21 protein-coding genes and 1 tRNA gene are annotated in these 26,539 nt (G+C 47.2%); 10 read left to right on the forward strand and 12 right to left on the reverse strand.

What is annotated here, in order from left to right; all coding sequences use genetic code 11:
- Positions 1 to 510: 510 nt before the first annotated feature.
- Complete coding sequence (locus tag NDI52_RS07300) at positions 511 to 1,947, reverse strand: cation:proton antiporter (RefSeq protein WP_190773430.1); 1,437 nt, start codon at positions 1,945 to 1,947, stop codon at positions 511 to 513.
- Positions 1,948 to 2,303: 356 nt separating this feature from the next.
- Positions 2,304 to 2,765, reverse strand: a complete 462-nt coding sequence (locus tag NDI52_RS07305) for a VOC family protein (RefSeq protein ID WP_190771801.1) — start codon at positions 2,763 to 2,765, stop codon at positions 2,304 to 2,306.
- Between the two features lie 269 nt (positions 2,766 to 3,034).
- On the opposite strand from NDI52_RS07305, the gene NDI52_RS07310 reads away from it, so the two are divergent.
- From NDI52_RS07310 to NDI52_RS07320, 3 genes are all read left to right on the forward strand, one after another.
- Positions 3,035 to 3,106: transfer RNA gene (locus NDI52_RS07310), tRNA-Gly, on the forward strand.
- Positions 3,107 to 3,275: 169 nt separating this feature from the next.
- Complete coding sequence (locus NDI52_RS07315; RefSeq protein ID WP_348256334.1) at positions 3,276 to 4,493, forward strand: DUF3596 domain-containing protein; 1,218 nt, start codon at positions 3,276 to 3,278, stop codon at positions 4,491 to 4,493.
- Between the two features lie 213 nt (positions 4,494 to 4,706).
- Entirely contained in the window at positions 4,707 to 5,081 is a 375-nt protein-coding gene (locus tag NDI52_RS07320) for a DUF6876 family protein (RefSeq protein WP_348256335.1), read from the forward strand.
- Between the two features lie 149 nt (positions 5,082 to 5,230).
- Here the strand turns inward: NDI52_RS07320 and NDI52_RS07325 are convergent, their stop codons facing one another.
- The 7 genes from NDI52_RS07325 to NDI52_RS07355 all read right to left on the reverse strand — a co-directional run bounded on the left by NDI52_RS07325 (position 5,231) and on the right by NDI52_RS07355 (position 14,775).
- Complete coding sequence (locus tag NDI52_RS07325) at positions 5,231 to 6,865, reverse strand: SUMF1/EgtB/PvdO family nonheme iron enzyme (protein ID WP_348256336.1); 1,635 nt, start codon at positions 6,863 to 6,865, stop codon at positions 5,231 to 5,233.
- Positions 6,866 to 7,416: 551 nt separating this feature from the next.
- Complete coding sequence (locus tag NDI52_RS07330) at positions 7,417 to 8,988, reverse strand: formylglycine-generating enzyme family protein (protein WP_348256337.1); 1,572 nt, start codon at positions 8,986 to 8,988, stop codon at positions 7,417 to 7,419.
- A gap of 11 nt (positions 8,989 to 8,999) precedes the next feature.
- Positions 9,000 to 10,121, reverse strand: a complete 1,122-nt coding sequence (locus NDI52_RS07335) for a hypothetical protein (RefSeq protein ID WP_348256338.1) — start codon at positions 10,119 to 10,121, stop codon at positions 9,000 to 9,002.
- Entirely contained in the window at positions 10,114 to 11,190 is a 1,077-nt protein-coding gene (locus NDI52_RS07340) for a MoxR family ATPase (protein ID WP_348256339.1), read from the reverse strand. The genes NDI52_RS07335 and NDI52_RS07340 overlap by 8 nt, the downstream gene beginning before the upstream one ends.
- Positions 11,187 to 12,827 (reverse strand): caspase family protein, encoded by a 1,641-nt coding sequence (locus NDI52_RS07345; protein ID WP_348256340.1) that lies wholly within the window; start codon positions 12,825 to 12,827, stop codon positions 11,187 to 11,189. Before NDI52_RS07345 ends, NDI52_RS07340 begins: the two co-directional genes overlap by 4 nt.
- A 127-nt stretch (positions 12,828 to 12,954) precedes the next feature.
- Entirely contained in the window at positions 12,955 to 14,427 is a 1,473-nt protein-coding gene (locus tag NDI52_RS07350; RefSeq protein ID WP_348256341.1) for a hypothetical protein, read from the reverse strand.
- 147 nt (positions 14,428 to 14,574) lie between these two features.
- Positions 14,575 to 14,775: a hypothetical protein gene (locus NDI52_RS07355; protein ID WP_348256342.1), complete on the reverse strand. Its 201-nt coding sequence runs from the start codon at positions 14,773 to 14,775 to the stop codon at positions 14,575 to 14,577.
- Positions 14,776 to 15,314: 539 nt separating this feature from the next.
- Here NDI52_RS07355 and NDI52_RS07360 point away from each other — a divergent pair.
- The gene (locus NDI52_RS07360) at positions 15,315 to 15,749 is read left to right on the forward strand and encodes a hypothetical protein (RefSeq protein ID WP_348256343.1); all 435 of its coding nucleotides are present in this window, start codon (positions 15,315 to 15,317) and stop codon (positions 15,747 to 15,749) included.
- 302 nt (positions 15,750 to 16,051) lie between these two features.
- Here NDI52_RS07360 and NDI52_RS07365 read toward each other — a convergent pair whose 3' ends face one another.
- A complete protein-coding gene (locus NDI52_RS07365) occupies positions 16,052 to 16,588 on the reverse strand; it encodes a hypothetical protein (protein ID WP_348256344.1) in 537 nt (178 codons plus the stop codon).
- A 263-nt stretch (positions 16,589 to 16,851) separates the two neighbouring features.
- On the opposite strand from NDI52_RS07365, the gene NDI52_RS07370 reads away from it, so the two are divergent.
- The gene (locus NDI52_RS07370) at positions 16,852 to 19,479 is read left to right on the forward strand and encodes a DEAD/DEAH box helicase (protein WP_348256345.1); all 2,628 of its coding nucleotides are present in this window, start codon (positions 16,852 to 16,854) and stop codon (positions 19,477 to 19,479) included.
- A 132-nt stretch (positions 19,480 to 19,611) separates the two neighbouring features.
- Here NDI52_RS07370 and NDI52_RS07375 read toward each other — a convergent pair whose 3' ends face one another.
- Positions 19,612 to 20,085 (reverse strand): hypothetical protein, encoded by a 474-nt coding sequence (locus tag NDI52_RS07375; protein ID WP_348256346.1) that lies wholly within the window; start codon positions 20,083 to 20,085, stop codon positions 19,612 to 19,614.
- A gap of 30 nt (positions 20,086 to 20,115) precedes the next feature.
- The gene (locus tag NDI52_RS07380) at positions 20,116 to 21,345 is read right to left on the reverse strand and encodes an XRE family transcriptional regulator (protein WP_348256347.1); all 1,230 of its coding nucleotides are present in this window, start codon (positions 21,343 to 21,345) and stop codon (positions 20,116 to 20,118) included.
- A 172-nt stretch (positions 21,346 to 21,517) separates the two neighbouring features.
- On the opposite strand from NDI52_RS07380, the gene NDI52_RS07385 reads away from it, so the two are divergent.
- The 5 genes from NDI52_RS07385 (at position 21,518) to NDI52_RS07405 (ending at position 25,199) form a co-directional block, all read left to right on the forward strand.
- Positions 21,518 to 21,739, forward strand: a complete 222-nt coding sequence (locus tag NDI52_RS07385; protein WP_348256348.1) for a DUF2188 domain-containing protein — start codon at positions 21,518 to 21,520, stop codon at positions 21,737 to 21,739.
- 78 nt (positions 21,740 to 21,817) lie between these two features.
- On the forward strand, positions 21,818 to 22,063 hold the full coding sequence (locus tag NDI52_RS07390; protein WP_348256349.1) for a hypothetical protein: 246 nt from the start codon (positions 21,818 to 21,820) through the stop codon (positions 22,061 to 22,063).
- A 460-nt stretch (positions 22,064 to 22,523) separates the two neighbouring features.
- The gene (locus NDI52_RS07395; protein WP_348256350.1) at positions 22,524 to 23,048 is read left to right on the forward strand and encodes a Mov34/MPN/PAD-1 family protein; all 525 of its coding nucleotides are present in this window, start codon (positions 22,524 to 22,526) and stop codon (positions 23,046 to 23,048) included.
- Positions 23,045 to 24,421: a ThiF family adenylyltransferase gene (locus tag NDI52_RS07400; RefSeq protein ID WP_348256351.1), complete on the forward strand. Its 1,377-nt coding sequence runs from the start codon at positions 23,045 to 23,047 to the stop codon at positions 24,419 to 24,421. The genes NDI52_RS07395 and NDI52_RS07400 overlap by 4 nt, the downstream gene beginning before the upstream one ends.
- A gap of 250 nt (positions 24,422 to 24,671) precedes the next feature.
- A complete protein-coding gene (locus tag NDI52_RS07405) occupies positions 24,672 to 25,199 on the forward strand; it encodes a hypothetical protein (RefSeq protein WP_348256352.1) in 528 nt (175 codons plus the stop codon).
- Positions 25,200 to 26,539: the final 1,340 nt, after the last annotated feature.

Here is a 26,539-nt window from a genome sequence, read left to right on the forward strand (position 1 = left end):
TGCACAAGCCTTAAACAAATTTGTCAAGTATAGAGTATGAAATGCAGCAATTCTCAGTATGGGCCTCAAAGCCAAGAGTTCACGCCCTACGGGCGTGAACTCTTGGCTTTGAGGCCCGAAGACCGCGCGCCTTTGGCGCGCGGTCTTCGGGCCTGATTTCAAAATGAGAATTGCTGTATGAAATGGCAGATGTAGTAAAGTTCTACTCGCTAGTTGGTAAGTCCTGTGACATGCCAAAAGGGCTTTAGCTTGCAAGATGACAACAAGCTTATGTTTCATCTATGTTCTATGAGACATAAAACCACCGCACGCCATATATAGCCTTACGTCATCTGGTTAGGACGTTTAGTTTTTCCAAAAACTAAACGTCCTGGTTCTGAACATATAGCGCTATCACACTACAAATTCTTACTTAGGAAGGCATCTCGCCTATCCGGAACCGAATAGATAGATACCTTCCCACCACACACAATAGCTTCAGTTGTGAGTTGCCATTGCAGTGTGTATTCCTCAGCTTTTTTCCTGAGCGACTTCTTCTAAGGCAGCCTGATCGGCGTCTGGGGTGTCTTCTTTACCAGTTAATTGGAAAACAACCCGAAGTAAGGCCGGAGCCAGGAAGGTGGTCAGGATTACCATCACAATAATGCCAGCTTCCAGGGACTTGGACAGGATACCAGTGGCAGAACCGACCCCGACAAATACCAGACCAACCTCACCTCGTGGTATCATCCCTACCCCGATCGCCAGCCGGTTGATCTTCTCCTGGCCAAACACCACAAATCCGGTCACCAGTTTACCGATGATGGCCACGACCACCAGAAACGCTGCCACAATCAGCCCTTCGCGATTGCTCGGCTCAAACGGATTCAATACACTCACATCCGTTCGGGCACCCACTGTCACAAAGAAAATTGGCACCAGCATATCGGCAATGGGAATGATTTGCTCCTCCAGCTCCTCGCGCTTGGTCGTTTCTGCCAAAATAAGGCCCGCTGCGAAGGCTCCCAGAATGGCCTCCAGCTGAATGACGGCCCCAATATACGACAGGATGAAGGTGAAAATCAGCGAAGCAATAAGCACCTGACCGCGAGTCTTGAGTTGGTCAACCAGAGCTACAAAGTAGGGGCTCAGCAGACGACCCAGCAAGATGGAGCCAATCAGGAAAACTCCAGCTCCCACAATCAGATAAACGACCCGAATGATTTCAATTTCACCCGTCTTAGCCAGGCTAGCAACGACGGCTAGCACAATAATGCCGAGCACATCATCGAGGACAGCCGCCCCAATAATGATTTGACCTTCGCGGGAACTGAGTTGTTGCAGCTCGGAAAGCACCTTAGCCGTAATACCAATGCTCGTGGCCGTCAGGGCTGCCCCAGCAAACACCGCCGGAATGGTCGGCACATGAAATAAAGCGGTCAGGCCAATGGTCCCCAAGGCAAAGGGCATGACAACCCCCACCACGGCAACGACAGCGGCCTGAGGCCCCACGCGAATTAATTCTTTCAGATCGGATTCCAACCCGATCTCGAACAGGAGAATAATGACTCCTAGTTCTGCCAGAATGTTCAGCACCTCCGACTCTGCTTGAAATACCGTAGGAGCTGCATCCAGCGATAGCCCACCGGTAGCTTCCAGGAAGCGAATGATGAGGGAACCTGTTTCCCCACCTCCACTCTCTGGAAAGGAGAGGAGTTGCAGGGCTGAGACGCCAACCACGACCCCGCCGACCAGTTCCCCTAAAACAGAGGGCAGGTTAATACGGGCACAGAGTTCTCCCCCAACCTTGGCGGCCAGGTAAACAACTACCAAGCTCAGCAGCACACCGCACAGAACGAGAGGCCCAGTTTCAGCAGCCTCAGGGGTATTAGCCAGTAACCAACTCGATAGCGGTAAACGGAGATGATTGGATCCCAGTAAATCAGAGAATAGGCCCAGAGCTGACATGCGATCGCAAAACTCGTCCGTAATAGCTTAGCGGTTTCTCTCCCTTCTCAGCATATCGAACGGCACAGATCGGTCCGAGTTTTGATCGCGTCACAACTTGTCAAATAAGCCAGAACCTTAATTCACCGTTCAAAGAGACAACAAATTAGGAGATTTCCAGTAATGAAATTACCCCCAGAATGTTGGTGCTTTGCCCGCGAAGCGGGCAAAGCACCAACATTCTGGGTAAATTCTTATGCAGAAACCTCCTTAGGTGTTGCTAAATAGAGCTATGAGGATGTGGAACTACAATTCCACATCCTCATAGCTCTATTTAGCAACGAGGCAAATTGAAATTCTGGCCTGTGTATTGTGATTTAGGAGCGATCGCACCGAATCTCAATTAAAAAACCGTCAGGATCGTAAAAATATATCCCCCGCCCTGTAGGGCGAGAAACGGGACCATGGTCAATCTGTACCTGATGGTGGTGCAAGGCTTCGACAGCCTGATCGAACAGCTCAGGGGCAATATCAAAAGCCAGATGGTTCGCCCGGGTAAACTGCTGGGTCGGGTCAGGGTGGGGAGGCGACAATGCAGGTTCGTAGAATAAATCCAGAATGACGCCATCCGGCGTTATGAAGTTAGCGACCTTTCCCGCAGCGACGAGCTCCTTCAGGGTAGAAGGCACCTCCTCCCCTTCCAGCTCATGCAAGCCCAACACGGTTCCATAGAAGTGCCGGGAGGTTTGCATATCCTGCACGTTCAGGGCAATGTGATGAATGCGCCGCAGCGTCCCTGGCGCAATACCCTGAGCTTGGGGAGAAAGGCTAACGGTCATGAAAGAATCCCTCGCGCGATCGACCAGTATATTACTCGGATCTTAACAAGCGTGGCTTGATAGGAGGTGGGTTGTGGGGTAAACCTGTGGACTACGTCACAACCCATCAAAACGTCAGAGTGAGTTGATAGAGGCGTGTTATGGAGTAAACCTGCGGTTCATCCCACAACCCGTCAAAACGTTGGAGAGAGATGGGCTAAAAGGTGTTTTCTGATGCTAATATGAGAATCACTTCCGCAAAGGCGGTTTTGCCTGAGCAGATGTACTACGCGGACGTAATTCAGTGGTAGAATGTCAGCTTCCCAAGCTGAACGTCGTGGGTTCGAGTCCCATCGTCCGCTTTCTAGGAAAAACCTTTCACATCAGTGGTTCTATGCTTTTGCTACATGTATTGTAGCGGTTTTTCCTGCTGAAGTAGCTGATGATTCGGGGATAAGTTTGGGCATCTTTTGAGGCTTTTAGCTAAAAAATTGGGGTAAGATTGGGGTAAATATATGGTTCATTTGAACTATGGCACCCTCACAACCAGATATCTCAAAATCCCGAAAGGCATCAAAAGGGGCTGTTCAGATCAAATCCTCTAACAGTCGCCTCCAGCTGGTTTTTACGTTCGCGGGACGACGCCACTACCTCTCCACAGGCTTTGCAGACAATCCAGTCAATCGAAAAGCAGTAGAAATGAAAGCTCGGCAAATCGAGCTCGATATTGCTTCGGGTAATTTTGACCCAACCCTTGAGAAATATAAGCCTCAGTCTGCCTTAAGTACGCTTACCCCAATTACCCCAATCGCTCCCCCCAAGCCCTCCCTCTCCGAGCTATGGGACAAATTCATCGAGTATAAAACTCCCCAGTGTTCCGAGAATACGATGCGCTACATGTATGGGGTCTACACCGGCTATATGAAGCGGCTTCCAACCCATGAGCTCCATGAAGCGGGAGAAATTCGGGATTTTGTGGTGAAGGAAATTCCGCTTGATTCTGCCAAGCGTTTTCTGACTCGGTTGGCTGCATGCTGTACCTGGGCAATCGAGGCTGGGATGATTGAGGCGAATCCCTTTGTAGGGATGGCTGAGAATATTAAAATTCCCAAGAAGGAAGAAGAGGAGTACGACATTGATCCGTTTTCGGCAGAAGAGCGAGACTGTATTCTCAATGCGATAGCCTTAAACACCTTCTGCCCTAAGGCTTCCGCGTACAAGCACTCCTACTATCACCCTCTGATGTCATTTCTGTTTAAGACAGGGTGCCGCCCTTCTGAAGCAGTCTCATTAATGTGGGGACATATTTCTCCAGAGTTAGACAAAGTGATGTTCCAACAGAGGCTTATTAATACCAGTAGTGGCAAGAAAATTAATCCAGGACTCAAGAATGGACAAAAGAGAAGGGTTTTTCCCTGTAACCAGTCTCTAAGAGATCTGCTGAGTGCAATTAAACCCACAAACTGCCAACCTACAGACCTTGTCTTTCCTAGTCCTGAAGGTAAATGGATTGATACCAACAACCTGCGGATACGTTTGTGGAAACCTATTTTAGAAGGTTTAGATATTCGCTATCGAAAGCTCTACCAAACACGCCATACATTTATCACATTGGCACTAGAAGCGACTGGTGAACACGGTGAACGACTAGATGTAAAAGATGTCGCACGACTGGTAGGAAACTCTCCTGAGGTTATTTACAAGCACTATGCAGGTAAGAAAAGAGAGTTGTTTGTACCCGAATTCTAAAATTTTTCTGTCAATACGCTTTTATCTTGACAGCCCTTAATCCGCACACGTTAATTGCACATTAACGTGAGCACGACCACAACACAATTAGGTAAGGGTAGAAGATGCCTGCATGGGTAGTGAGACCATGCAGGGCAAAAACTGATTGGTTTACACCATAAGGTTTTGCACGGGCATGGCTTGTTGCTCCTCTCATGCAAAGGGCATCTTTCCATGGCTCACTCATCCCATCCGCTCACCGCAGCGGATCTCACGCAATTTACTGGAACGAGCACATATTATCAGCACTGGTTAGGAATTCAGTACACAGACGGCGTATTTTTCCTCGCTGAACGTGGTGGCGCATACTGGCTCATTGATGCGATCGCCTCTTGGCAAATCGATCCACGGATTAGAGATGACCAGATGTTGCAACAGATTCAATTCTGGGCGCTTACGGTCAACGACAATCGGTCGGCAGTGCTGAGTTGCGAACGAGATACAGATGATATTGCGGTTACACAAACTATTCCCTTTACCGACTTTCCGCTTAAAGAAATCCGGCTGTACTTGCAAAGGGGAATTCTTCTTCTCCCAGCGGAGTATTAAGGGATAGAAATTTCATGCAGGTTAACTTTTCCTTGCCCTGCATGATCTGCTTGCCTTAAAAAATGTGGAAGGGGAAGAGGTATCAAAAAAATTGATCGCGCTCGCTTCACTCGCAGAAGAGGGAAAGAAGAAAAAAGAGAAAAGGGAAATTAAAGTCCTCGGGCCTCGCATACCACTCGGAAACCAATATGGTCGATGCGGTTGCTGGGAAGAGCGGTGCGACGAGACGCAGAACGGCAACGACCCGGATGCTGATTGTAAGACCCACCGCGCGCCAATCGTCCTGCATCAGTGTTTTTTGTTAACCAAGCCCTACCATCTGTAGGTGCCCCTTCGTAATCGTCATGCCAGTGGTCAAGGCACCACTCCCACACATTGCCGTGCATGTCACACAAGCCAAAGCTGTTTGCTAGGGAATGAAAGTGGATAACTGAGGTAGTGGCTTCTCTGTAGTTTCCTTGAGGTCCCTTGCCATAGCTGCCGGGGATACCAAATTCATCTTCTTCTCCAGAATAATTAGCCAAGTCGGTGGTAATACTTTCGCCAAAGTGGAATGGAGTTTTTGTATGGGCGCGGCAAGCATATTCCCATTCTGCTTCTGTGGGCAAACGATAGGTGTGTCCAGTAAGGCGAGACAGTCGATCGCAAAACTCCACCGCCTCATACCAAGACTCCCAATCAACGGGGCGATCGTCTCCCTTAAAGCGTGATGGATCAGGGTCGAGATCCAGATTTACTTTTAAGTCAGTGCGATCAGCGATGGCTCGCCATTGAGCTTGGGTTACCGGGTAGCGACCCATCAGGAAAGTGGGGACTGTGACTTCGTGTTGAGGGCCTTCATTGTCATAGTGCCACAGTTCTTCTGGTGGAGAACCCATCATAAAAGTTCCAGCGGGAATCAGCATCAGGTCGAGGTGAATCGCAGATTCGGTGAAGCACTGCGCTCGTCGGGGTTTCCTTAAAATACTAATAGGTTCATTGTCTTCCTGGAATGACTGCTCCGGATCATCCTGGGCGTCTGTCAGGATGGAATCAGGAACAAAGTTAGCGAGTAGTTGGAAAGCAAACGCACTGGCATGTTGAGCGGCTGTTTCCCTCGCAATGCGATCGGTCTCTCTTCTTCTATCATCATCAATAAGCTCGGAAATTCCTCGTATAACTATGCCTGCGACAGGGCGTTGAAGTTCTCTTGCAATCTCATAAAAACCGTAGCTTTCCGGATCAACAGCTTGAGCGTCCTGATAATTCGACTGTGAACGTTTTACTGAGGTCGCATCCCTCTCTTCAAAGACGACGGGCGCAAGATGAACCTCTGGAGTGGGTGAAGGAAATTTAGGTAACCTGTCTAGCCAATTTTTTTGTTGGGCTTCAGTTCTTGCGCATTGCTGTAAACCATAGGAACCAAACCCAAGCATTTCAAATGGGAGATTGTAAACTTCTCCTGATTTTTCGTGTCTATATCCATAAATCTCGGTAGCCACAACAACATCACCGGGAAGAACATCTTGGATGCCTATCGCAACTCCGATCAGGAAGATGACATGAGGTTTGAAGTAGGCGATCGCTCGTTTTGCCTGTACAACGGTACTTGTTATGTCATCGGCCTCAATTTGGGCAAGCCCTACATCCCAAACCAAATTGTTACCTGTAAATTGGCTTGTTTCATAAACAGTTCCTTCGTAAATCGTCACATCCTGAGACGTTAAAAAACCTGCAACGATATGATGCTCGAATGGTGATGTAAAAATAAAAGCACGCAGGTTTTCTTGAGGCATTGCTGGCATTTTGTTATAGAAATGGGTGAGCCAGAGGACGGTTCGAGAGTTACCTACTAAGCCCTCTGGCCCTGTTTACTTTTCGGATGCCTGAGCATCGCTGGAACAGGTCTGGACTCCTCCCTGGCACGCTCGACAGATTCACACCTGCCAACTCTAGCGCAAAGGAGTGCTCGGGCCTCGCATACCACTCGAAAACCAATATTGTTGTTGCGATACGCGGAATGGCAATTCCTCAGAGGATTATTCCAAGACCCGCCGCGTTTGGCTGCCCGCCCCATCCACAAGAATATCTGAAAGCAGCGGTTTGGTATTACTTCCTGAAGGTTGTCGATCACCTTTTTTAATACGTTTTCTCCTAAAACCGTTGCGTCAAAGATATGCCGACGTAGGCAGTAGGTGTTCCCATGTTTGAGGTAGGCTTCCCAACTCTGAAGCCGCTGAATCAGTACAGGTATGTTTAATAGACCCACGGCGTAGTCATACAGTAGGAGTTTGAGGCGATCGCGCGATCGCCCAAGGGGAAAGTAAGGAAAAAGAGAAAAGGCATATCAAAGGCCTCAAGCCTCACACACAACTCGGAAACCAATAAAGTTAAGGCGATCGTTGGGCTCTAGGTTGATGCGGCATGCGGAACGGCAGTACATTGGGAGTTCGCCCCAATACCCACCACGGGTCAATCGTCTTGCATCATCATTTTTTGTTAACCAGGCACTACCATCGGTAGGTACACCTTCGTAGCCATTGCGCCAGTGGTCAAGGCACCACTCCCAAACGTTGCCATGCATATCATAAAGTCCAAAGGCATTCGGTGGAAACTGCCCCACTGGTGTAGTTTTACCTCGGCTCTGTCCCTCTGGCTCGTTCAAAAAGACAGACCCATCGTAATTGGCTAAGTCCGTTGTCATGGTTGACCCAAAATGAAATGGGGTCACAGTTTCAGCACGGCAGGCATACTCCCATTCTGCCTCCGTTGGCAACCGATAGGTACGTCCTGTGTACTCTGATATCCGTGCACAAAATTCTATGGCATCCCACCAGGAAACCTGCTCCACTGGGCAATTCTCCTGCCCCTTAAAGTGAGCAGGCTCAGGGTTTAGTTCTCTTTCTTTTTCAGGTAGTGTCGCCACCATTCGCCACTGAGCCTGAGTGACAGGATACTGGCCCATGAAAAATGGAGATACCGTTACTCGATGCTGTGGACCTTCATCGTCGTATCGTCCAGGTTCATCATCCGGAGACCCCATCATAAATTCTCCACTGGGTATAGCCACCATCTTTAGGGGTGACACGCCTTCTCCCAAAGGCTCTTCAAAGTAAAACGACCGATGGGTTTGCCTATCAACAACCTTCCCACGATCATCCACCGTCACCGACTCAAACTCAAACTCGCTCAGTTCACTCTCTGTTAAGGGGGGAACCTCTACTCCGAAGAGAACAGTAGCGACCTCGAAATCTACCCAGTTCACAATAAAGCCTGATTGCTGAAGCTGCCCTACGACCTCTGCGGTTTCATCGATGGGTTCTCCTTCAGCAATGCGATCGGCCCACTCCAGTAGCACCGGTTGATACCCGCGATCGGCCAGAAAATCTCCATAACTCTCGACCAGGGAAGCAAGCCGGAAGCGTTCATTGGGGTCTGTGTCCTGAAGGGCGAGTTGTTCCAGAGTTTGGCGGATTTCTTCATAGGCATCCCCCGGTTGCAAACAAGCCAATGCCGTCCAGTTAGGCTTTTCTCCCAACAGTAGAGCACGCTCATCTGGGTTGTCTCCTATCAGCCGATGGCGCAAATACGCCACCATAAACCGCTCCAACTCCTCGATACGCCCCTCCCCAAACTGATCCACCAGATAACGCAATAGGTATCGACGGGTAGCAGCGTCCATTTCATACAGGTCATGCCCTGCGGAAATGCATAGCCCCGAAAGCAGCACATCCGCTGCCGCGTACCAGGGACAGTCGGGTAAAAAGGATTCCCGTAAGCAGTAAACTACATCCGTCGTGAGCGTTAGGGGAAATGCCGCATGGGCCGCTAGGTTTGTGGCCTGCCGCCCATAACGCTGTGTAAAGGCATTCACCCGCTGTTCTGTAGGGTCTTTGGCAAATCGTTGTCGTTGTTTAAAGCTCACCATAAATCCCCTTCCTAGACAGGTGCCCGTAAAAACAAGCGATCATCCGAAGCAGGTAGTTTTGCCAGCGACAACACCGCAGGCGCACTCAAATATGTCATCCGTCCATCCAACCAGTAGGCTACCTCCGATGCCAGAGTGTTGACCCATCGGTGGGGTGGTAGCGGATTGAGCCAGATCAGCGATCGGACACAGGGGCTAAGCCGCGTCAAAAATTGCAGCAACCCCTGCCGATGGTCATCTAAAGGACTTGCCTGTGTTGCCCCTGCATCTCCCCAAATCAGCACAATTGTCCGACGAGGATGCATTCTTGCCAGGATTTGATCGAAGGGAAGAGCCTGGGTCGGTTGCTTCCAGGCATACAAATACTCATCGGGATAGGTGGTGAAACGGTAGATGGTTGCAGGGGTAATTTTCTGGCTTTCAATAGCGTTAACTAACGGCTGTAATGCAGGCCAGAAAGGCAGCATTACATTACTATCGTCAACAAACACAATGAGTTCGGCCCGTTTGCTCTTAATAGGGCGCATCACCACATCACTGAAATACCCCTGCTTAGTAATGCACCGAATCGTCGCATCCAGGTCCAGTTCATCCCGAATGCCTTTCCGTAGGGGACGACGCAACAGTTGCCAGGTATCAAGAATCGCTCGCTGGGGGAGAGGAAACTGGCTTGGTGTCAGGGATAGCCCTGACTCATCGACCTCAGGCAATCCGGCAAGCCCTGTTTTAACAGCAATAGGGGTTTTCGCTTCTTCGGGTGCGGGTTGGTTAACAGGCATCTTACGAGGTGGTACCTTGGGCCATTGTCGAGTGGGATCAGGTGACTTGCGTGATTCTGGCTTAGGTGCTTCCTCTACAAGCTTTTGCGCTTGTTGAATTTCCCGCCGTTTTTGCCGAACGTAGCGATCAAAAACCTGTTCAAATACCTGAGCATCGTAGTTGCGGCTGGGCTTCACCCATAAGACCCGACAAATCTGACGCAAATCATCCCAATTCTGACCATCCCAGTTTTCCAGCCCCAATCCCTGACTGAGGGCTTGCCGCAGTAAATCATACTGCTCAGGCGACAGCTTCATGCCCTCCCGTTGCAGCATTTCAAACAGGTCTAGAAATGGAAAGACCAGATCAGCCATTATCTTTCATCGCTTTTTGAGATGCCTTGAAGAGATCCTGGTCAGCCTTCGTTTTGATTAGCGTCCCCAGTAAAGGTAATTCTTCAGCCAGGTTTTCCAATTCAGCGAGGGTGTCTTCAACTTTTCTATTTTCCTGAATTAAGGCAGTCAAAAACTCCAATAATTCGCTAGTTCCAGGAGGACGGCTGCCCGGTTGCCTTTCCAGCAGTTTATGAATCAAGTCAAACTTCTTCAGCGCCAGATTAACAATATCCTCCTTTTGCCCTATCCGTTCCCCAAAACGAGCTTTGATAATGTCCCTTAACGCGTCTTCCTGGGGAAAGGGAACATAGTAGTATAAGCAGCGGCGCAGAAATGGCTCTGGCAAAGGCTTTTCTCGGTTACTGGTAATGAGAATAATGGGTTTGTTATAGGCTTCTGGTGGCCCAACATCCTCTTGAGTCTCAGCGATCGTAAAACGCAATTCATCCAATTCCAACAGCAAGTCATTGGGAAAGTCGCTATCCGCTTTGTCAATTTCATCAATCAGCAGAACAGGGCGGTAGGTTTGCTCTCGCAGGGCTTCTCCTAAAGCCCCAAACTCCCGATACTCCTTCTTATCCTTCATGCGCTTTTCCAGCGCTTCTGCATCACCCCCTAAAAACTGATGCAGCCGAGCCGGATCTGTTCCCATCAACTGGGCATCCCGCAATCGCCCCACCGCATCGAAAGTGTACAGACCATCCTGGGCACGGCTCGTGGACGTGATATTCCAGATATAGAAATTCCACCATTCCTTCGGCTGTTTTGGCCCTTTTGTTTTCTTGGCATCAACGGGCCTTGTTCCCCAACTCCTGCAAGCCAATTCGTAGGCCAGCGCCGAAGCAACTCGGGTTTTACCACACCCCGGTTCCCCTTCCAGAAGGAGCGGACGCTGCAACGTAATGGCCAGATTCAGCGCCTTCCTTAACCCTGGTTCTGGCAAATAGGGAAAATACTCTCTCCCCTTGGTATCCCGGATACCAGAGGCTGGAGGCTGGTATTTTGGATCTCCTGAATAGGTGTAGTCTACATCAGTCTGGTTTGTCATCCTGCCAGTCTCCATTCCGCTTCAATATCGGCAATGCCGTTATCCAGGTTAAAGATGTAGCAAATCTGCTCGATCGCCTGCACGGGGTCTGTGCTCCACTCCTGAATTTCCTCACGAATCAGGAGTTCGACCTGTTCTTGTGGCATCAATTGGCTTAAGACAGAAAACACGGCATCGCTTTCCATCCAGTCAGCCAGGTGCTCGTAGGTGATTTCTGTGAGGGGAGCGAGGCGCTTGGGAATATCAGCGTCGTCTGGACTTCCAACCTGGGATGCAGAGGCCGCTGAATCATGTCCCTCCGCCAGCAACAAGATGGCGCGCGATCGCACAGGTTGTTCTTCCAACGCACCTATGGCTTTGACCAGGGGTTGCCAAAGTTTCGTCAATACATCCTGTTGTAGGGTTTGCGATCGCGCCATCTCAGTCCATCCATACATGGCAATAATAATAGGCTTGGTCCGATAAATCTGAACCAATGCATCAATTACCGATGTGGGATCTGCTGGGCACTCCAACTTACGCGATAAGTCCAACCACAGCTCATCAAAATTACGCCGTTTCCACATGGGATGGCTGGGCACCACAATGGGAAATACTTTAGCGTTGGCAACATTTGGAATTTGATTCACTAGGCGTTTCACCAGCCATTGCTGAATGCGGGTATCCTTAGCTTGCACCACAAACGCTGCTGCCCGTCGAGGTCTCACCGGGCCTGTGCCAAACTCATCACACTGAGACTTACAGTTCAACGACCAGAGACACTCGACGATCTGGGAGGGCGATCGCCCCCGGCTTTGGATTCCCTGCGCAAGGGCACTATTGTCGGTTGGAACAATCTCTGGCGTTATAAGACTTGGATTATTTTGATAACCATCGACAAGAATAAAGTCACCAAGATTGCCTTCAACCCTTCCTTGGGGAACCTGATCAACCCCCTGGCGAACCCGCCAATCCTGCAAGTTGCTTAATATATATCCAGACAAATCATTCACGGTGACATAGTTCTTACCGTGCAAATCGGCCTCTCCACTCAAACCCGATAATACATAGAAGCTAAAGATGCCATGTTTGACTCCATCCCACTCATGAGCGTCTTGCTGATCTGTACTAGCGGCGAGGAGCGCATAGCCTTTAGCGAGATCATGTATTTTTCTCAATAGTTCGGGATCTTCTGGAGCACGGGTATTTGTTTTTCCCAGCCCAATGTGACAAGCATCTAACATTAAGATCCTGCACCCAGCCCCACTCATTTCCATTCCTGCTTCAATTTCTGTGATCGATATTGCTCGATCTTCTAGTAAGTTCTTACGGGTATCTTTGGAAACTAAACGGGGCTGACCATCGGAGGTACGAGTACCATGACAAGCAAAGTAGACCAGAAGCAAATCATCTTGCCCCTGATTTTCACCGTCCTTAATGGCTTTGCACAAGCTTTTGAACTCTTCGCGGATGTTATCCACGGTAGGAAAGCGTCTGTTTTCTGCGTCCAAGCGATCATGGAGGCAGACCGTTACATAGCCTGCTGCTTCCAAAAGCTTTGCGAGAGCTAAAATGTCATCCACACAGTAACTAAGGCTACTGTACGCGGTATAGCGATTAATCCCAACGAGAAAAGCCCAACGCTTGCGAATTGGCATTATCTATAATGATGAACTAGCGATACATGCTTATAGCAATAGGACTCTGAATATTAGTAAATACGCTCGTCCTAAACGGTATTCCGAACGGATAGCAGCACAAGTATGAAAATATTCCTCCAACATTCTACTTGGTCAGGGGTAAGCCCAAGTCTTGAGTTGCTCTTACTACCGATTCTCGGGTGAGTTCTGCGCCAAAGCCCCACGCCAGTAACGAAAAGTAATCCCGTAGTGGGTCGGCTCCAAAGATAGGATTATTACCATAAAGTTCCGTCATGCCTAACCAAGATAGGAGGGCGATTGCAATAGCCTGACTAATCCAGTTAAACCATCTCAAATTTCGTCCTGCCTGAGCTACCTGATTAGGATTAAATTGAGAGACGACAGAGGGGCCAGAAAGCAATGGATCTGGAAGGATGAGGGCACTTTTAGCCGACCGACCCATAATGCCTCCAGTACCTTCTTGCGTTGCATCATCTGAAGTCAACTGAGCAATTTCTTCTTTTAATTCATCTCGGTCGTGTTCAAGCTTAGTCTTCCAATCCTGAAAACTTTGCGTATCCATGCCCAGGTTATGCAGGTCCTTCTCCCGTAGCTCCAATCGATCGAGCCAATACTGCTCTCGGTCCTTTGGTAATTGGGCTTCTGAGCGGAGGTCTTGCAGGTACGTCAATAGCGCCTCCCCTTCCTTAAATTGAGAGAGTAATCTGCGAATTTCAGAAAACTCATCCTTCAAGGCTTGTGGAGTTTCGTATTGTCCCGTCCTTAACTTACGGCGAGTTGTATCAATACGATCTTTAACACCTTGCATGTAGACCGTTGACTTGACCAAACCTCCAAGGTTGTCAAAGTTTTCTGAAATTAAATTTTTCCCATCCTGTAGCTGAGCAATCCAATCCTCCCGGCCCTTGCGCCACCGAGTCCAAAGAGCTTTTGCTTCCAGGACTTGAGCTTTAGCCGTTTCCCAGTCCTTGTCTTCCACCGCAGATTCAACGTCCACCAATTCGGATTCGATACTTGTTTGGAAGTCCTCGTCCAGGTCACTATCGCTGCGCATTTGATTTCGCAATCGGCCTACCTGAACGATAATCTCGTCTCGCGATCGCCCTTCTGCCCGGTACAAGGATAAACCCGTCCCTAACAAAACTCCTGCAATCATGATGATCCAAGGACGCAAAGATGCAGCCTTGATCCGCACGATCAAAGGCACAACCTGCCGCCCATCTGGATGATAGAGATACAAAGACCCTGAAAATTCACCACTTGCAGAAGCTTCAGCTAAATCAACCGCAAGTCTCATCTGTGCAGGAGCGTTTGCCGGAATCGTAATCTTTGGTGGAGTGATCTCAATTTTATCGGCAGCAATAGAGCCCCCACCATCAATTGTTCGCAAGTCTGAAACAGCGGCCTGTAAAGTTGTAGCACCTTCACTGTTACTAAAGGTTAGGGTTATAGATGCCTGCTCGTTCCGAACCCCAGTAACAATAATACTTTCAGGAGAAACATTTAAGTCTGCGTAGGCAGGACTAACCGTAATCACTGTGGTGGCGATCGCCACCACAGCTCCCCGTTGCAGCAAGCGACGAAAACGCTTCGTCATCTCAAACGTTACCCTTCTAGCGAAAACTCCCCTCAGTTATAGCCCAATATTTCGTCAGGGAGCTAAAAGTGGACTGTTACTGAGCTTCTCTAAGCCTTAAACAATGAAATAACGAGAAGAGCTGAGACCACGCTAATTTCAACACCTCTACAGCTCTTGAGACTCCTGCTTTTCCGCTTCCATTTGGGCAAGACGTTCTTTAACAAGCACACGAATCTTTGCCGCAAGCGGAAGCTCACTCCACGCCATATCATCACGGCACTGCTCTATCTGCTCTCGAATGTCACTTACATCAACAGAGATACGATCGCGCTGACCCACAAGCAATTCATCAAACACCTCCTCCATATCGTATCTCTGTAAAGCGTATGTAAAGAAAATGCATCAATTAGAAGCCAAAAGAAGCCAGTAGATTCTTTCATGGTATTCTATCGCATAAAGAGAAACCTCTCTTTGAAAATCTGCAATTTTTGGAGCTATGCTTATGTCAACCTCGTCACGGGCCTCTCCATTCACCATGAAGCTGCACGAGCTAAAGAGCAGAGTTTACGAAGCGTGGGAATTTCTCGGCGGCTATCGCGGCTGTGTCGTGATGCCTGAGAGATTTAAGGACGAGGTGCGAAAGGAGTTTGGAGACCTACGGCGTAAAGAGACATGGATTTGTGCACTGGCACGGTATGAAGCACTCAATGCCTTTCACGATTGCCTTGATGCCCACAACCTCATTCTCCACACCTTAAACTTCACCGAAGATCGATGGGACTATGCATTTCGCTATCAGATCTTCGATGAGTTCTTGATGATTCCTGGCGCGTTAGATCTGCTTAAGTGTGGTCTAGATCAGTTGATGTCTGACTCGTTTACCCCTAGCGATAGGAGAGACGCGAATGGGTTTTATCAATTGGTGGCAGAACAACCAGGAAGAGACAGATTCCCAACTGAACTTACTGGGCGACTCACAGCCACTCACACGTCATGAGCGGGTTGATTCGGCTACGGTTAACAAAGATTTTACGAAAGCCATTAAAGAGGCTGGAGGTAGTGACAGAGCCTACCCACGCGCAGTGAGAGCAGAAACCGAGCAGCTCTTTGGCTGCGGCGTAGATGAGCTGTATGAATCGACTGGGGGTAGCAAGGGCGATCGCTCGACCCTGCCAAAGGAAGCGCAAAAAGCTTACATGGTGAGCGAAACTCTTTCGGCCCATCGTCTTCATGAAGAGGTGAAAGGCAACAATCACGGTTCCCAGCGTCAAAAGGATGACCGTGTAGTTGAGACGGTAAAAGACACGGCAACTCACGTCAGAAACTGGCTTCCCTGGTAGCCTCTTTTTCTACACTTACCCAACCCCTACATATTCCCTGCAAAGGAGAACTTTATGGAACCGGCTCCAAAATGTCTCAAGGTACTTGCTCGCCCATGCAACAACGGCACATGTCCAACCCTTTTTACTGATGAGGTAGGGCGGGTATTTGTGCAAGGCAGTAGGTTGAATCGCGCAGAGTACGAGGGTCTCACTGTACCTGACCATGAAGAAGTCGTGGAGATTACACCAGAACTGATCGCGTTTTTAAAGGCGAAGTAACATAATTAACACACCTTCCGAACTCCTGACTCCTGAGGGGGTCAGGAGTTTGCAGTAGGCACTGGGTCTGGAAGAAGGATCTCTGTCTCGACAAACAGTCGAAACTCTTCTGAGTGAAGCAATCTTACTTTTTCCCAGTGCGATCGCACTGTGCTATACAAAAACACATCACGGGCATCCCGCTTAAATCCCTCAAAGTGAGTGCGGTTTATGATGCCAGTCTGAAAACGTAAAAAACTGATCATCACTTGATTGATAAGAAAGGCGCTTACCTTCTCAAGTTCCCATTCTTTTGGATCAAGCCCATTCGTCCTGGCAAAGTGCTCTAGCAAAGTTGGATTATTGAGAATACCAAAGAAGATATCTCGATGAGCTTCCACAAGCTGGTGTTTAGCATCCGTGTAGGTGCTTTTTATTTGGTGCTGCACCTGGCCCACGAGAAGTTGCACAGTTTGTCGGGTGGAGAGCCACAGCAGAATATTGGCAACAGTGGTAATAAGGGTAAGGCCCATTATTAAGAGCGCGGTTAGATCGGCAATGCTTAAGCCCCAAAAGGTAATTGCAGATTGGCTGCTCATAAATTTACTTAAAGAATAAGCCTGACCGTGATTATCCTACGAGCTTTGAGAAGCTGGGTCAAAAAGTAGTCCCAGGGTAAAATCTGCTATACAAGGAGAATCAAAGGTTCCACAGGGCGACATCATGTAGCTTTCTCAAAGCCACCTTTTTATCCGTATGGCGTGAAACATCTAAAGTTAGCTAACCTGGTGTGATATGCATAGACCGCAAAGTATCACAGCCTTAACGCACAGAACCAGGAAAAATTACCCTTCTCTCACTAATGGCGTTCAAAAAGACCAAACAATCTAATCTTTCTCTTGAAAGCCCTGAAGCGCTTTTCAGGGACTTACGTAATAGGAAAGTACAGGGGTTGTTAGCCCATCAAGCGGATTTACTCCGCGAGTATTCCCATGAGGAGTTTTTAGATGCTCAGGACGTTGCGCTGCAACTTCCAACAGGTTCAGGAAAAACCCTTGTAGGATTATTGTTGGGAGAATGGCGGCGGCGAAAATTCGGAGAAAAGGTGCTATACCTCTGTCCAACACGTCAGTTAGTTCATCAAGTGGCTGAACAGTCATCTACTCTTTACGGCATTAAAACGAATGCTTTCACTGGCAGTAAGCAGGATTTTTCTCAGCAAGCAAAATCTGAGTATTTAAATGGAGAAACAATAGCCGTTGCTACCTACAGTGGATTATTTAATATAGCTCCATTTTTTGAAAAACCAGGATTAATAATTCTTGATGATGCTCACGCTGCTGAGGGTTATATCGCAGATTACTGGTCCCTTGAAATTGAACGTTTTAACAAGAATCGAAAGCACGGCATACTATTCAAGACTATTGTTTCTGCATTATCAGATATTATATCTCCACAACAATACCTACGATTAGAAAAGGAAGCTCCTGACTTTACGGATTTGGGCTGGGTAGAGAAGTTGCCATCTCCCTATTTTGCTGCGAAGTTAAAACATCTAACAGTTATTCTTGATGAACATATCTCAGACATCAAAGAATTAAGTTTCTCCTGGTCGGTTCTACGAGACAAGCTACATGCATGTAACTTCTACCTTAGTGTAAATAGCATTCTCATTCGTCCGGTATTACCTCCTACGCTTACTCATCTACCCTTTGCTAACGCAAAGCAAAGGGTTTATATGTCAGCTACTTTGGGTGAAGGTGGTGAACTTGAACGCATTACTGGTATTGAAAGCATTAAGAGATTATCTCCACCTAACGGGTGGGAAAAGCAAGGTAATGGTAGACGGCTCTTCTTTTTCCCCGAACGGTCTCTGGATGAAGAAGAAGCTTTAGATCTTACCATTGAGATGTTAAAGGCAACATCGAGAGCTTTATTTCTCGTACCAGAAGAAAGGACAGCAGGCCATCTCAAGACACTGGTTACTGAGAAAGCAGCTTATCAAGTATTTGATGCAAAAGAACTTGAGAGATCCAAGCAACCTTTCGTAGAGCTTGATAGAGCAGCAGCCATAGTTGCAAATAGGTATGACGGGATCGATCTTAAAGATGATGAATGCCGACTTCTCGTAATTAAGGGTTTACCAAGGGCTCTTAACCTACAAGAGAAATTCCTAATCTCTCGAATGCCTGCAAGTATTTTGTTCGTTGACCGAATGATTACTAGAATTGTTCAGGCAATTGGCAGATGTACTCGTTCTGCGACAGATTATGCTGCTGTAGTAATTCTTGGTGAGGATCTCAATGCGTTCCTTCTTGATAATGACCAACGCCTTCTTCTACACCCAGAACTTCAAGCTGAACTAGATTTTGGTATATCGGAATCTAGAAATGTAAGCAGACATACATTCCTGGACAACTTTAGAATATTCCTAGAGCATCAAGAAGACTGGCAAGAGGCAGAGGACTATATCCTTTCCCAACGCGATACTTTACAGCAAGCTCCATTACCAGGGCTTAACCAGCTAAAAGCCGCTACCCCCCACGAGATACGCTACCAATATTCCCTTTGGAGAGGTGATTATGAAAAGGCTGTGGATGAATGCCGTTCAGTGCTCACACATCTCTCTGGTGATTTAGTAAAAGGATACCGTGCATTTTGGTTTTATATTGCAGGGAGTGCAGCATGGCTCGGTTCTGAGAGCGGAATCAGTTCTCTTGAAGCTGTCGCTCGCGATTTCTTTAAGAAAGCTTTCCTCGCTGCAGAAGGAGCAGGAATACCATGGCTTCTTGAATTATCAAGATTATCAGAAAGTTCTCAAGAAGAAGATTTTGTAGGAGCTGAACGCTTAGCAGCAGTAATTGAAGGGTTAGAGTCGCACCTTATCTCACTTGGTACAACAAACAACAGAAAATTTGAAAAGGAAATCAAATTTATTCTTGAGAACCTCGATAAGACCGACCCCAAGGAATCATATCTTTTTGAAGAAGCGCACAAAAGATTAGGTAGTCTACTGGGCTATAGTGCAGGGAATGTTGAATCTACGGCTGCTCCCGATCCCTGGTGGATTGGAGGTGATGATTTTTGTATCGTATTTGAAGACCATTCTTCTGAAGGAGATATCGAAACAGCGGTGATTGGAGCGAATAAAGTCAGACAAGCAGAATCACATGAAAAATGGATTAGAAGTAAAAAATTAGTGCGTAAAGATGCTGAGATTTTTCAAGTCCTGATTTCTCCAGTCGTAAAAATTGAGGAAAATGCTGCTCTATACGCTGAAAACGTATTTTACTGGAATAGAAATGATTTTCTTGTTTGGGCCAAACAAGCAATTGCAGTTATTAGAGAACTAAGAAACAGCTTTCCTGGAGAAGCTAATCTTGAATGGAGGAAGAAAGCAGAAAAGATTTATAAGGAAAACAAATTGTCTCCTAATTCGCTTGCATCTTTAGTAAAACAAAGAAGGCTCAAAGATTTGCCTCAGAATTAGTTCAAATAAAAGAAAAGGGTGATTCAGAAATATTTTCTCTCGCATGAACATGTTTAAACAAGCTAAAAGAAAGAATAAACTCAGTGGAGAAAGGGTGTATTTTTCGATATTTACAATATAGTTTCTATAAATTTAACTCAGCAACTCAGTAAACGATTTATAGGATAGAGGAAACTCTCCAAGCAATTGCCACTGTGCAATAAAAGTATCTGCTTCTGTCATAGTCAGCATACCAGCCCTAATATTTTGGATCACAATTTCCGCAGTGGAATGTAGCAAAACGCTTCTCGCCTCAGCCTTCTTTCTTGCCCGTTTGGCATCAAGAATAAGGCTATATCCTTTATGACGCGCAAGCACTATAGAGCTTGCCTCTCCTCGTCCTAAGCCTTCTCCATAAAGCTGCTCAACTTCAAGGAGCTGTGCAGGATCAATTAGAGCAATTTCCTTTAACCGCTGCACTGCAAAGAGGTTTTCAAGGGGCTCCCGAGACCGCCTCACCTCTGCACGCACAAAATCAGTACAGGCGAGAGGAAGTGCGAGTATTTCAAGTAGATCAAATTTTCCAATTTTAGAGAAAGAAATAAGTGGAGGCGCATCGACTAACACATAAGTACTCCAATAATTCCCCACTGTGGTTTAGTCCTCTTTACTTGCAATCGCAACCGGCATAAGTTCTTCATAAGGGATGCTTACAAGTTCGCATACCTCACGGAATCGACCCGCAGAAATGACATCACGACGAAAGGCTTCAATTCCTAGCATAACTAATTGACGGACAAGATAGGGCTGCTCCTCTTGCTCCTCATTAGAGGAGTGCTCAAGCATTTTGAGTGCTTGTAGCAATTGCTTTCCTTGGTTCCGCTGCTCAAGTAAAGTACCTAACTGATTTTTATTGATTGCATCAATGTCTTTTAGGCGAATTGCAGCAACGTCGTAACTTACCGCGTATTCATGGGCAAGTAGGGCAACATTATGAACACTAATGCGTTGTGCAGTACTATCATGGCGCACTTCGTGATGCACTGCTTCATTAGCCGCTGCATCCCATATCCATGCAGAAGCACGGCTTGGACGGCCCTTATGCATACGTTCTAAAGACTCATAGACACCTGCGGCAGGAATTAACAACTCACTCGCAAATGCATTGGCACGCTTTTCAATAAAATCATTTTTATTGTGAGTAGAGGTAGCCTCTGGCTCTCTTCGATGACGATCAACTAAGGCATGTGCATATTCATGTGCATAAGAGAAGCGCCGCCTTACTCGTGCGTGTCGCTGGTGCACAAAAATAGCTAAACCATATTTCTCATGTGCAATAAAGAGCCCAGACACCTCATCAGGAAAGGGTACTGCGGCAGTCCATATTCCTTGAGACGAAATGAGATTGGCGACATCAGGAATAGGCCCCGCACCAAGCTTAAGACGCTCCCGTTCAAGCACCGCAATCTCTTTTCCCTGGGCCACCGCCTCTTCATAAGACCGAGGAACCGGTAATTGATAGGTAGGTGGAAGGGCAGAGACAGGATCGCCTAAGGCATCCCTTAGCCATACTGCTTGCTTAAGCATTTCGACATTATGGGCAACCCCCTTACTCCACTCAAGAGAAGCATTCCCTTTAATACGACCAAGCGTAATGAGAGGGTCTTCTTGAAGAGGTTGATCAACTAAAAACTCAGCCGGATCTCTCCGGTAAAGCTTTGCAAGCTGGTGGAGTTCAACCCCAGTCACCGTACGAGTACCTTTTTCAATCTTGACCAATGCAGTTCTATCAAGCCCAAGTGCCATAGCCGCTGCCTCTTGGCTTAGTTGCACATTTTTTCGGGCCTCCCGCAGCCGCTCGCCAATTACCTCATGTGTAAGTGTCATGCTCCATCCTCCTATGTTCCATAATCGCACCTTCTCGCCTCAAATTTCAAAAAATGTTGCAGTCTCAAGAGTAGATATGCCAAGATAAGAACATAAGCGCCAAAAAAACAGAGTAAAGTGCGAGTTTTGCACTTTTAACTATTCAAAGAGAGGTAATCACAGAAAATCCACTATGACGAAGGCCATACACGTTATACCTCATCCCCGAGGGTGGGCAGTCAAAGTTGAAGGAGCAAGCAGAGTATTATCTGTCCATCCTACTCAAGCAGAAGCAATTGCCCGAGGCCGCGAGATTGCTCGCAACCGAGGGGCTGAACTCTTTATTCATGGGCGCAACGGACGTATTCGCGCACGGGATTCTTACGGTACCGATCCCTATCCACCTCAGGGCTAAGCCGCAGTGTTGAGAGCTGACGAGAGGCTAACTCCCATTTTGAACCAACACATCGTTATTTCGGAGATACAAAGAAGTATGAAAGATCAACTCAGGCTCAATATCGCAACTCCTGCGGGAGTTTACGAAGGAACGTTTGATAAAACAGTCAAGGTTCAAGAGGTAATCTCTACCGTGGTGCAGCAGCAGGGTCTTTCGTCGGGAGACTCTTTTGAGTTGGTGTATGACGGCAAGGTACTTGCTCCCGTAGAGCGTCCGTTGGTCAGCTTTGGGCTTTCCGATCGGGCAGAGCTTGATCTTGTGGCTACCGGCTCAGGGGTCTAACTATGACTACAGCAGCAGAGCTTACAGTTGCCGAGGAGCTGCATTCCCTTGAGGAGGTAGCACTTATGCGGAAGTGGCAGCTTGCAAAAATGTCATCCCTGAGCTTTTATCTGGGTTTAGAGGCGAGAGACCAGAGCTGGTTTTGGCTCCAGGTTGAGTGTGATAGGTACCCCGCTATACCACCTGCCTGGCAGTGGTACAACAACGAAACGGGTATCCCCGGCGAGCTTAAAGATGTGCCAATGGGAGGCAATTTTTTTCATGGGAGTGCAGTCATTTGTGCTCCTTGGAACCGATTAGCATATGCATCAGAACATCCTAAAGGCCCTCATAGTGATTGGCAGATTGGGAATTGGAAAGAGAATTCATATACAGGGGGGTGTAAAACGCTGACAGCGATGGCGCTTAGGATTGCAACCGAGCTAAAAGCCCCAACTTTTCAGGGAAGGATGGGGCAACAATGATGAAGTGGCTGCTCCAAGGACTCAAAAGACAGCGCATCCTAGCATCTTCCGCACCTCAAACTTCTCCCAAACTAATTCTCACAGAAGTGTGTCTGAGAGCTATCCGGCAATGCCTTCTGCCAGAAATAGAGCGCAAACACGAGGGGATCACGTATCTCCTAGGGAGAACAAATGGCTGCATTACAATTGCAGCGACTGCGGTACGACCAGAAGCACAGACTACTTCTGGAAGCTTTGAAGTTGCCTCCCTTGCAATGGCACGAGTAGTTCGATGTGCAGCAAAGCTCAATTTACAAGTGGTGGCACAAGTCCATACCCATCCTACTATCGCCTTCCATAGCAAAGGGGATGAAGAAGGCGCGCGCATCAAATATAACGGCTACGCCTCAATTGTTCTTCCAGACTATGGACAACACCTCCCAAGTCTTAAAGATGCTGCGGTTTACATCTTTCAAGACGCCCAAGGTTTTGTACTGCTTAGTCTAGGCGACATTACCATTGCACCTGAAATCGTCTTATGAACAAACAAATATGGTATGGCAGACGAAATAGTCGAACGCTGCATTACGCAGGTCGAACATTAGATGAAACGCAGCGGATATGCATCAGAATTACCCCAGCCTACGCTGAAACGTTTGATGGCCAGGTTGCAGCCCTAGTGCTCACTAATCTCTTAGGAAGAATGTCACCTGCGATCGCAATCGACATTCCTACGATTTCTGTTCATCCGGCACTACCATTAGCGTCAAATGAGTTGGGAGAAGCGCTGCTCGCACTTCTTCGATCAGTCGATCCTCACACCAAAGCCTGCCGTAGACCTTACCAATCCGAAGACTTTCTTATTCAACTAGGTTCTCATGGAGCTGATACCGTTGTTCACGGTTCTGGCTGGAATACCTATATAGGTCCCGCACCTTCTCCCCTTACCCCAAGCGATGACCACAATCCCTTTGGACCAGCATTCGCAGCAATACTTGCTGCACGTGAGCTCTTTGTCGGGCAATGGAAACCATTTGCTTCCTACCGATTTAACTCGCTTTACTGGGATAAAGGTATTATTCCCCCTGTGGTAATTGCACCTCTGGCAAATGAGCACTTTGGTGACATATGGACAATCGGAGTTGGTTCGGTCGGAACGGCGACTCTTTATTTTTTATCCCTCTTTACCCAGAACTTTCGGACAACCTTAATAGATATGGATGTTGTCGAAATCGAGAATCTGGATCGATCTCCAATCTTTACAAACTCACATGTAGACAGGGCCAAAGTAGACGCAACAAAAGAATTTCTTCAACAATGTGGAGTTCAGCAAGTTGAAGTCTATACACAACCGCTTCACGAGCTCTCATTGTGGCATGACAGAGGCCCAGGTACGCCTGATATCCTTATTTCTACGGCAAATGAATTTAATGTTCGCTCCTACATTGAATCAGGTTATCCACCTCTCCAAATTTATGGAACGACTGGAAAAAACTGGCAAGCTGCGTTGATACGCCACATCCCTTTCAAGGAAGCATGTTCGTGCTGTATCTTTCCAGCAATGCAAACAACTGTTCCTATGAAATGCGCCACTGTTCCCCAGATCACTGAGAATAAAGAGGTTGATGCAGCGCTACCCTTTCTTTCTTTTGCGGCGGGACTAATGGCAGCTGCGGAAATTGTAAAACTTCGCATGGAAGGATTTCCGTTCACACAAGATCGAATTCTTTTCTATACTCATCCAAGTTCACAAGCTCGACTGTTAGAGCAGCCTATCTCTCCCCGCAATGGTTGTCTTTGTAGTGAAAGAAGTAGCACCGTGCACAAGAAGATGCTAGAAGGTACTCAATATGCTTCGCTATCGATACATGAAACTCATTTTATTGAGAAGAAGCTAAATCAAAACTACCCCTAATTATCTAAAGCTGCATTTGCTCAACTTCATCGACGTTGAACGTATTCCTCCATCCGTTGTATCAGCTGTCGTTTTCCCCATCTTCAGGCGCTAAAATCCTCTGAGCATTGAGGTCCTTACAACAGCACAAGCTTAAGAAGCTCAGCCAAACAAGCAAACATTCGTTTTCAAGAAATTTTTCATTTGGAATTCTCAATTATCTCTGTTACCCAACTCCTGAAGTCAAAGGTTTGCCCAGGAGGGCAGAGGTATGCTTCACATCTATTTTGGTGCGTTTGATTTTGTAATGTACGCGATTGTACTCATTGGTGCGATCTTCCTCGCAGATGCAATCTGTGAGGAAAGAGATGAGCAAAAACGGTTACAGAAAAGGGAGAAGGGGATTCCTCAAGTACTGGTACAAACAGAGGCAGTTCCCCTCATCGTAAACGGTCCAATTTTTGAACTGCACGGCACGCTGGTTGTCAAAAAGTCTGACGTTCCAATTGTGCTTCCAGAGGGACTAAAAGCGCTCTCACTACGTGGTGATCCAGTCATTCGGCTCTCAGACCTCCTAGAAACATACGGAATGGTTGCCCTTGACGCCACACAGGTCATCTATAAGTGGGAACAGTGGAAAGAATGGAAGCGCAAGAAAAAACCGAAAAAACAGACATCGGAACTAAAAGCAGAAAGAGGGCCACTCAATAATGGTAGTAGGCATCAAGCAGCAGTAGGGCTCACTGAGAAGCCTCTACAACCACACCTTGCAGAGGTTACGCTTGAAGAGCTTTCTTGACAGATGAGTTAATTGCAGTCGTTGTTCAAGGGATGGAGCAGGCAAGCCTCCATCGGGCTCATATAATACGAAGCACAGGCTCTGGCGGGGTAACGCCAGTAATTGACGCGGCGACATGTACAACTCGAACAGCACTCAGAGGGTTTCTAGAAAACTTCAATTACAACAGGGGAGGGCGATTGCTGCAAGCCACCCTCTGTTACCATTAGCTAAGAGCTGTATCCGCTCAATATTGCGGAAGCTGTCGTACTCATCGCTTAACCCCACAACCATTACTTGTACTGTTGTCACCTAATTGTCAGGTTTCCTCTCGACTTCAGAGTACAGATTGCATGGTTTGAGCAGTGAGCCTGCCTCGAACTAAAGTATTCATTGACATCGAAGGCAAAAAAATTGTGCGACATCAAACGCAAACCCTTTAACTTCCCCTGCTGTTCTAACACCTTCAAAAGTATCTCAAACACAGAAAAAGTGTGCTCAAGTGCCGCGAGATCCAGTAGGTTCCGGATTTGGTTGTCGCTTGGAATCTGATAGACACCAATATAAGCTTTGGGCATTGCTTTTGCCTCTGCTACCCTCCATCAGATACCTGAAATGAGAGATATGCTAAACACGCTTAAGGCTGTATTTCCCATCTCATAAGGGTATTTTTGCCAGTGTGTTTATTTGGTTGACGAGGACAGTCGCCAACGAAAAGGAATAACTATTATGTCAAACACCCTACGTTTTTACGTTTCTGGCTCTCTTAAATGTCCTTACAATACAAGCATTTCTAAGGCACCTCCTGCTATCAAAGAGAGTGTTCAGAAAATCAGAGTTGAGCAAGCTGAAACCCTTGTTTTTTGTGTAAAACTTAGAATTTACACAAAAATCTGATCACTCCCCTATCAAATTAAAACTGCTCCACTCAATATTTGAGTTTACCGTACTTACAAGCTACCTCTCGTGTTGTCGTGACTTGAGTTGCCTGATACCAAGGAGCATGATGAGGAAATTTGGCAGCGCTTTATCCTCAATTCCCTAAAAAATCACTTACAAAAGATATTTGTTTAAAGCTTCTGTAAATCTTAGCCACATTTTCTCTCAATCCTAAAAACTCTTATGTAGTCTATGTATAAATTGATCTACATAGGCATCCGCAATGGTCTGCGTAGGTAAGAAACCAGCTCAAGGAGCATTGCTCCTTGAGCTGTATTTGAACAATGGGTGCCTCAGAGAGTTGTGTGTATTAGTTCTTATTGCTACCTGAGTAGGGATTTCAAGCTACTTCCCAGCAGTAAAAGGTTGTTTTCCCCGGCTTGAGTTCGAACCATACCGGTTATCCAGGTATGGGTTTTTGT

It is taken from the genome of Leptolyngbya sp. PL-A3 (assembly GCF_039962325.1).
Lineage (GTDB): Bacteria > Cyanobacteriota > Cyanobacteriia > Elainellales > Elainellaceae > Vacuolonema.

Bases quoted from the DNA above. Each gene is read 5' to 3' on its own strand.
- NDI52_RS07300 (WP_190773430.1), bottom strand. From the start codon at position 1,947: ATGTCAGCTCTGGGCCTATTCTCTGATTTACTGGGATCCAATCATCTC.
- NDI52_RS07305 (WP_190771801.1), bottom strand. From the start codon at position 2,765: ATGACCGTTAGCCTTTCTCCCCAAGCTCAGGGTATTGCGCCAGGGACG.
- NDI52_RS07315 (WP_348256334.1), top strand. From the start codon at position 3,276: ATGGCACCCTCACAACCAGATATCTCAAAATCCCGAAAGGCATCAAAA.
- NDI52_RS07320 (WP_348256335.1), top strand. From the start codon at position 4,707: ATGGCTCACTCATCCCATCCGCTCACCGCAGCGGATCTCACGCAATTT.
- NDI52_RS07325 (WP_348256336.1), bottom strand. From the start codon at position 6,865: ATGCCAGCAATGCCTCAAGAAAACCTGCGTGCTTTTATTTTTACATCA.
- NDI52_RS07330 (WP_348256337.1), bottom strand. From the start codon at position 8,988: ATGGTGAGCTTTAAACAACGACAACGATTTGCCAAAGACCCTACAGAA.
- NDI52_RS07335 (WP_348256338.1), bottom strand. From the start codon at position 10,121: ATGGCTGATCTGGTCTTTCCATTTCTAGACCTGTTTGAAATGCTGCAA.
- NDI52_RS07340 (WP_348256339.1), bottom strand. From the start codon at position 11,190: ATGACAAACCAGACTGATGTAGACTACACCTATTCAGGAGATCCAAAA.
- NDI52_RS07345 (WP_348256340.1), bottom strand. From the start codon at position 12,827: ATGCCAATTCGCAAGCGTTGGGCTTTTCTCGTTGGGATTAATCGCTAT.
- NDI52_RS07350 (WP_348256341.1), bottom strand. From the start codon at position 14,427: ATGACGAAGCGTTTTCGTCGCTTGCTGCAACGGGGAGCTGTGGTGGCG.
- NDI52_RS07355 (WP_348256342.1), bottom strand. From the start codon at position 14,775: ATGGAGGAGGTGTTTGATGAATTGCTTGTGGGTCAGCGCGATCGTATC.
- NDI52_RS07360 (WP_348256343.1), top strand. From the start codon at position 15,315: ATGGGTTTTATCAATTGGTGGCAGAACAACCAGGAAGAGACAGATTCC.
- NDI52_RS07365 (WP_348256344.1), bottom strand. From the start codon at position 16,588: ATGAGCAGCCAATCTGCAATTACCTTTTGGGGCTTAAGCATTGCCGAT.
- NDI52_RS07370 (WP_348256345.1), top strand. From the start codon at position 16,852: ATGGCGTTCAAAAAGACCAAACAATCTAATCTTTCTCTTGAAAGCCCT.
- NDI52_RS07380 (WP_348256347.1), bottom strand. From the start codon at position 21,345: ATGACACTTACACATGAGGTAATTGGCGAGCGGCTGCGGGAGGCCCGA.
- NDI52_RS07385 (WP_348256348.1), top strand. From the start codon at position 21,518: ATGACGAAGGCCATACACGTTATACCTCATCCCCGAGGGTGGGCAGTC.
- NDI52_RS07390 (WP_348256349.1), top strand. From the start codon at position 21,818: ATGAAAGATCAACTCAGGCTCAATATCGCAACTCCTGCGGGAGTTTAC.
- NDI52_RS07395 (WP_348256350.1), top strand. From the start codon at position 22,524: ATGATGAAGTGGCTGCTCCAAGGACTCAAAAGACAGCGCATCCTAGCA.
- NDI52_RS07400 (WP_348256351.1), top strand. From the start codon at position 23,045: ATGAACAAACAAATATGGTATGGCAGACGAAATAGTCGAACGCTGCAT.
- NDI52_RS07405 (WP_348256352.1), top strand. From the start codon at position 24,672: ATGCTTCACATCTATTTTGGTGCGTTTGATTTTGTAATGTACGCGATT.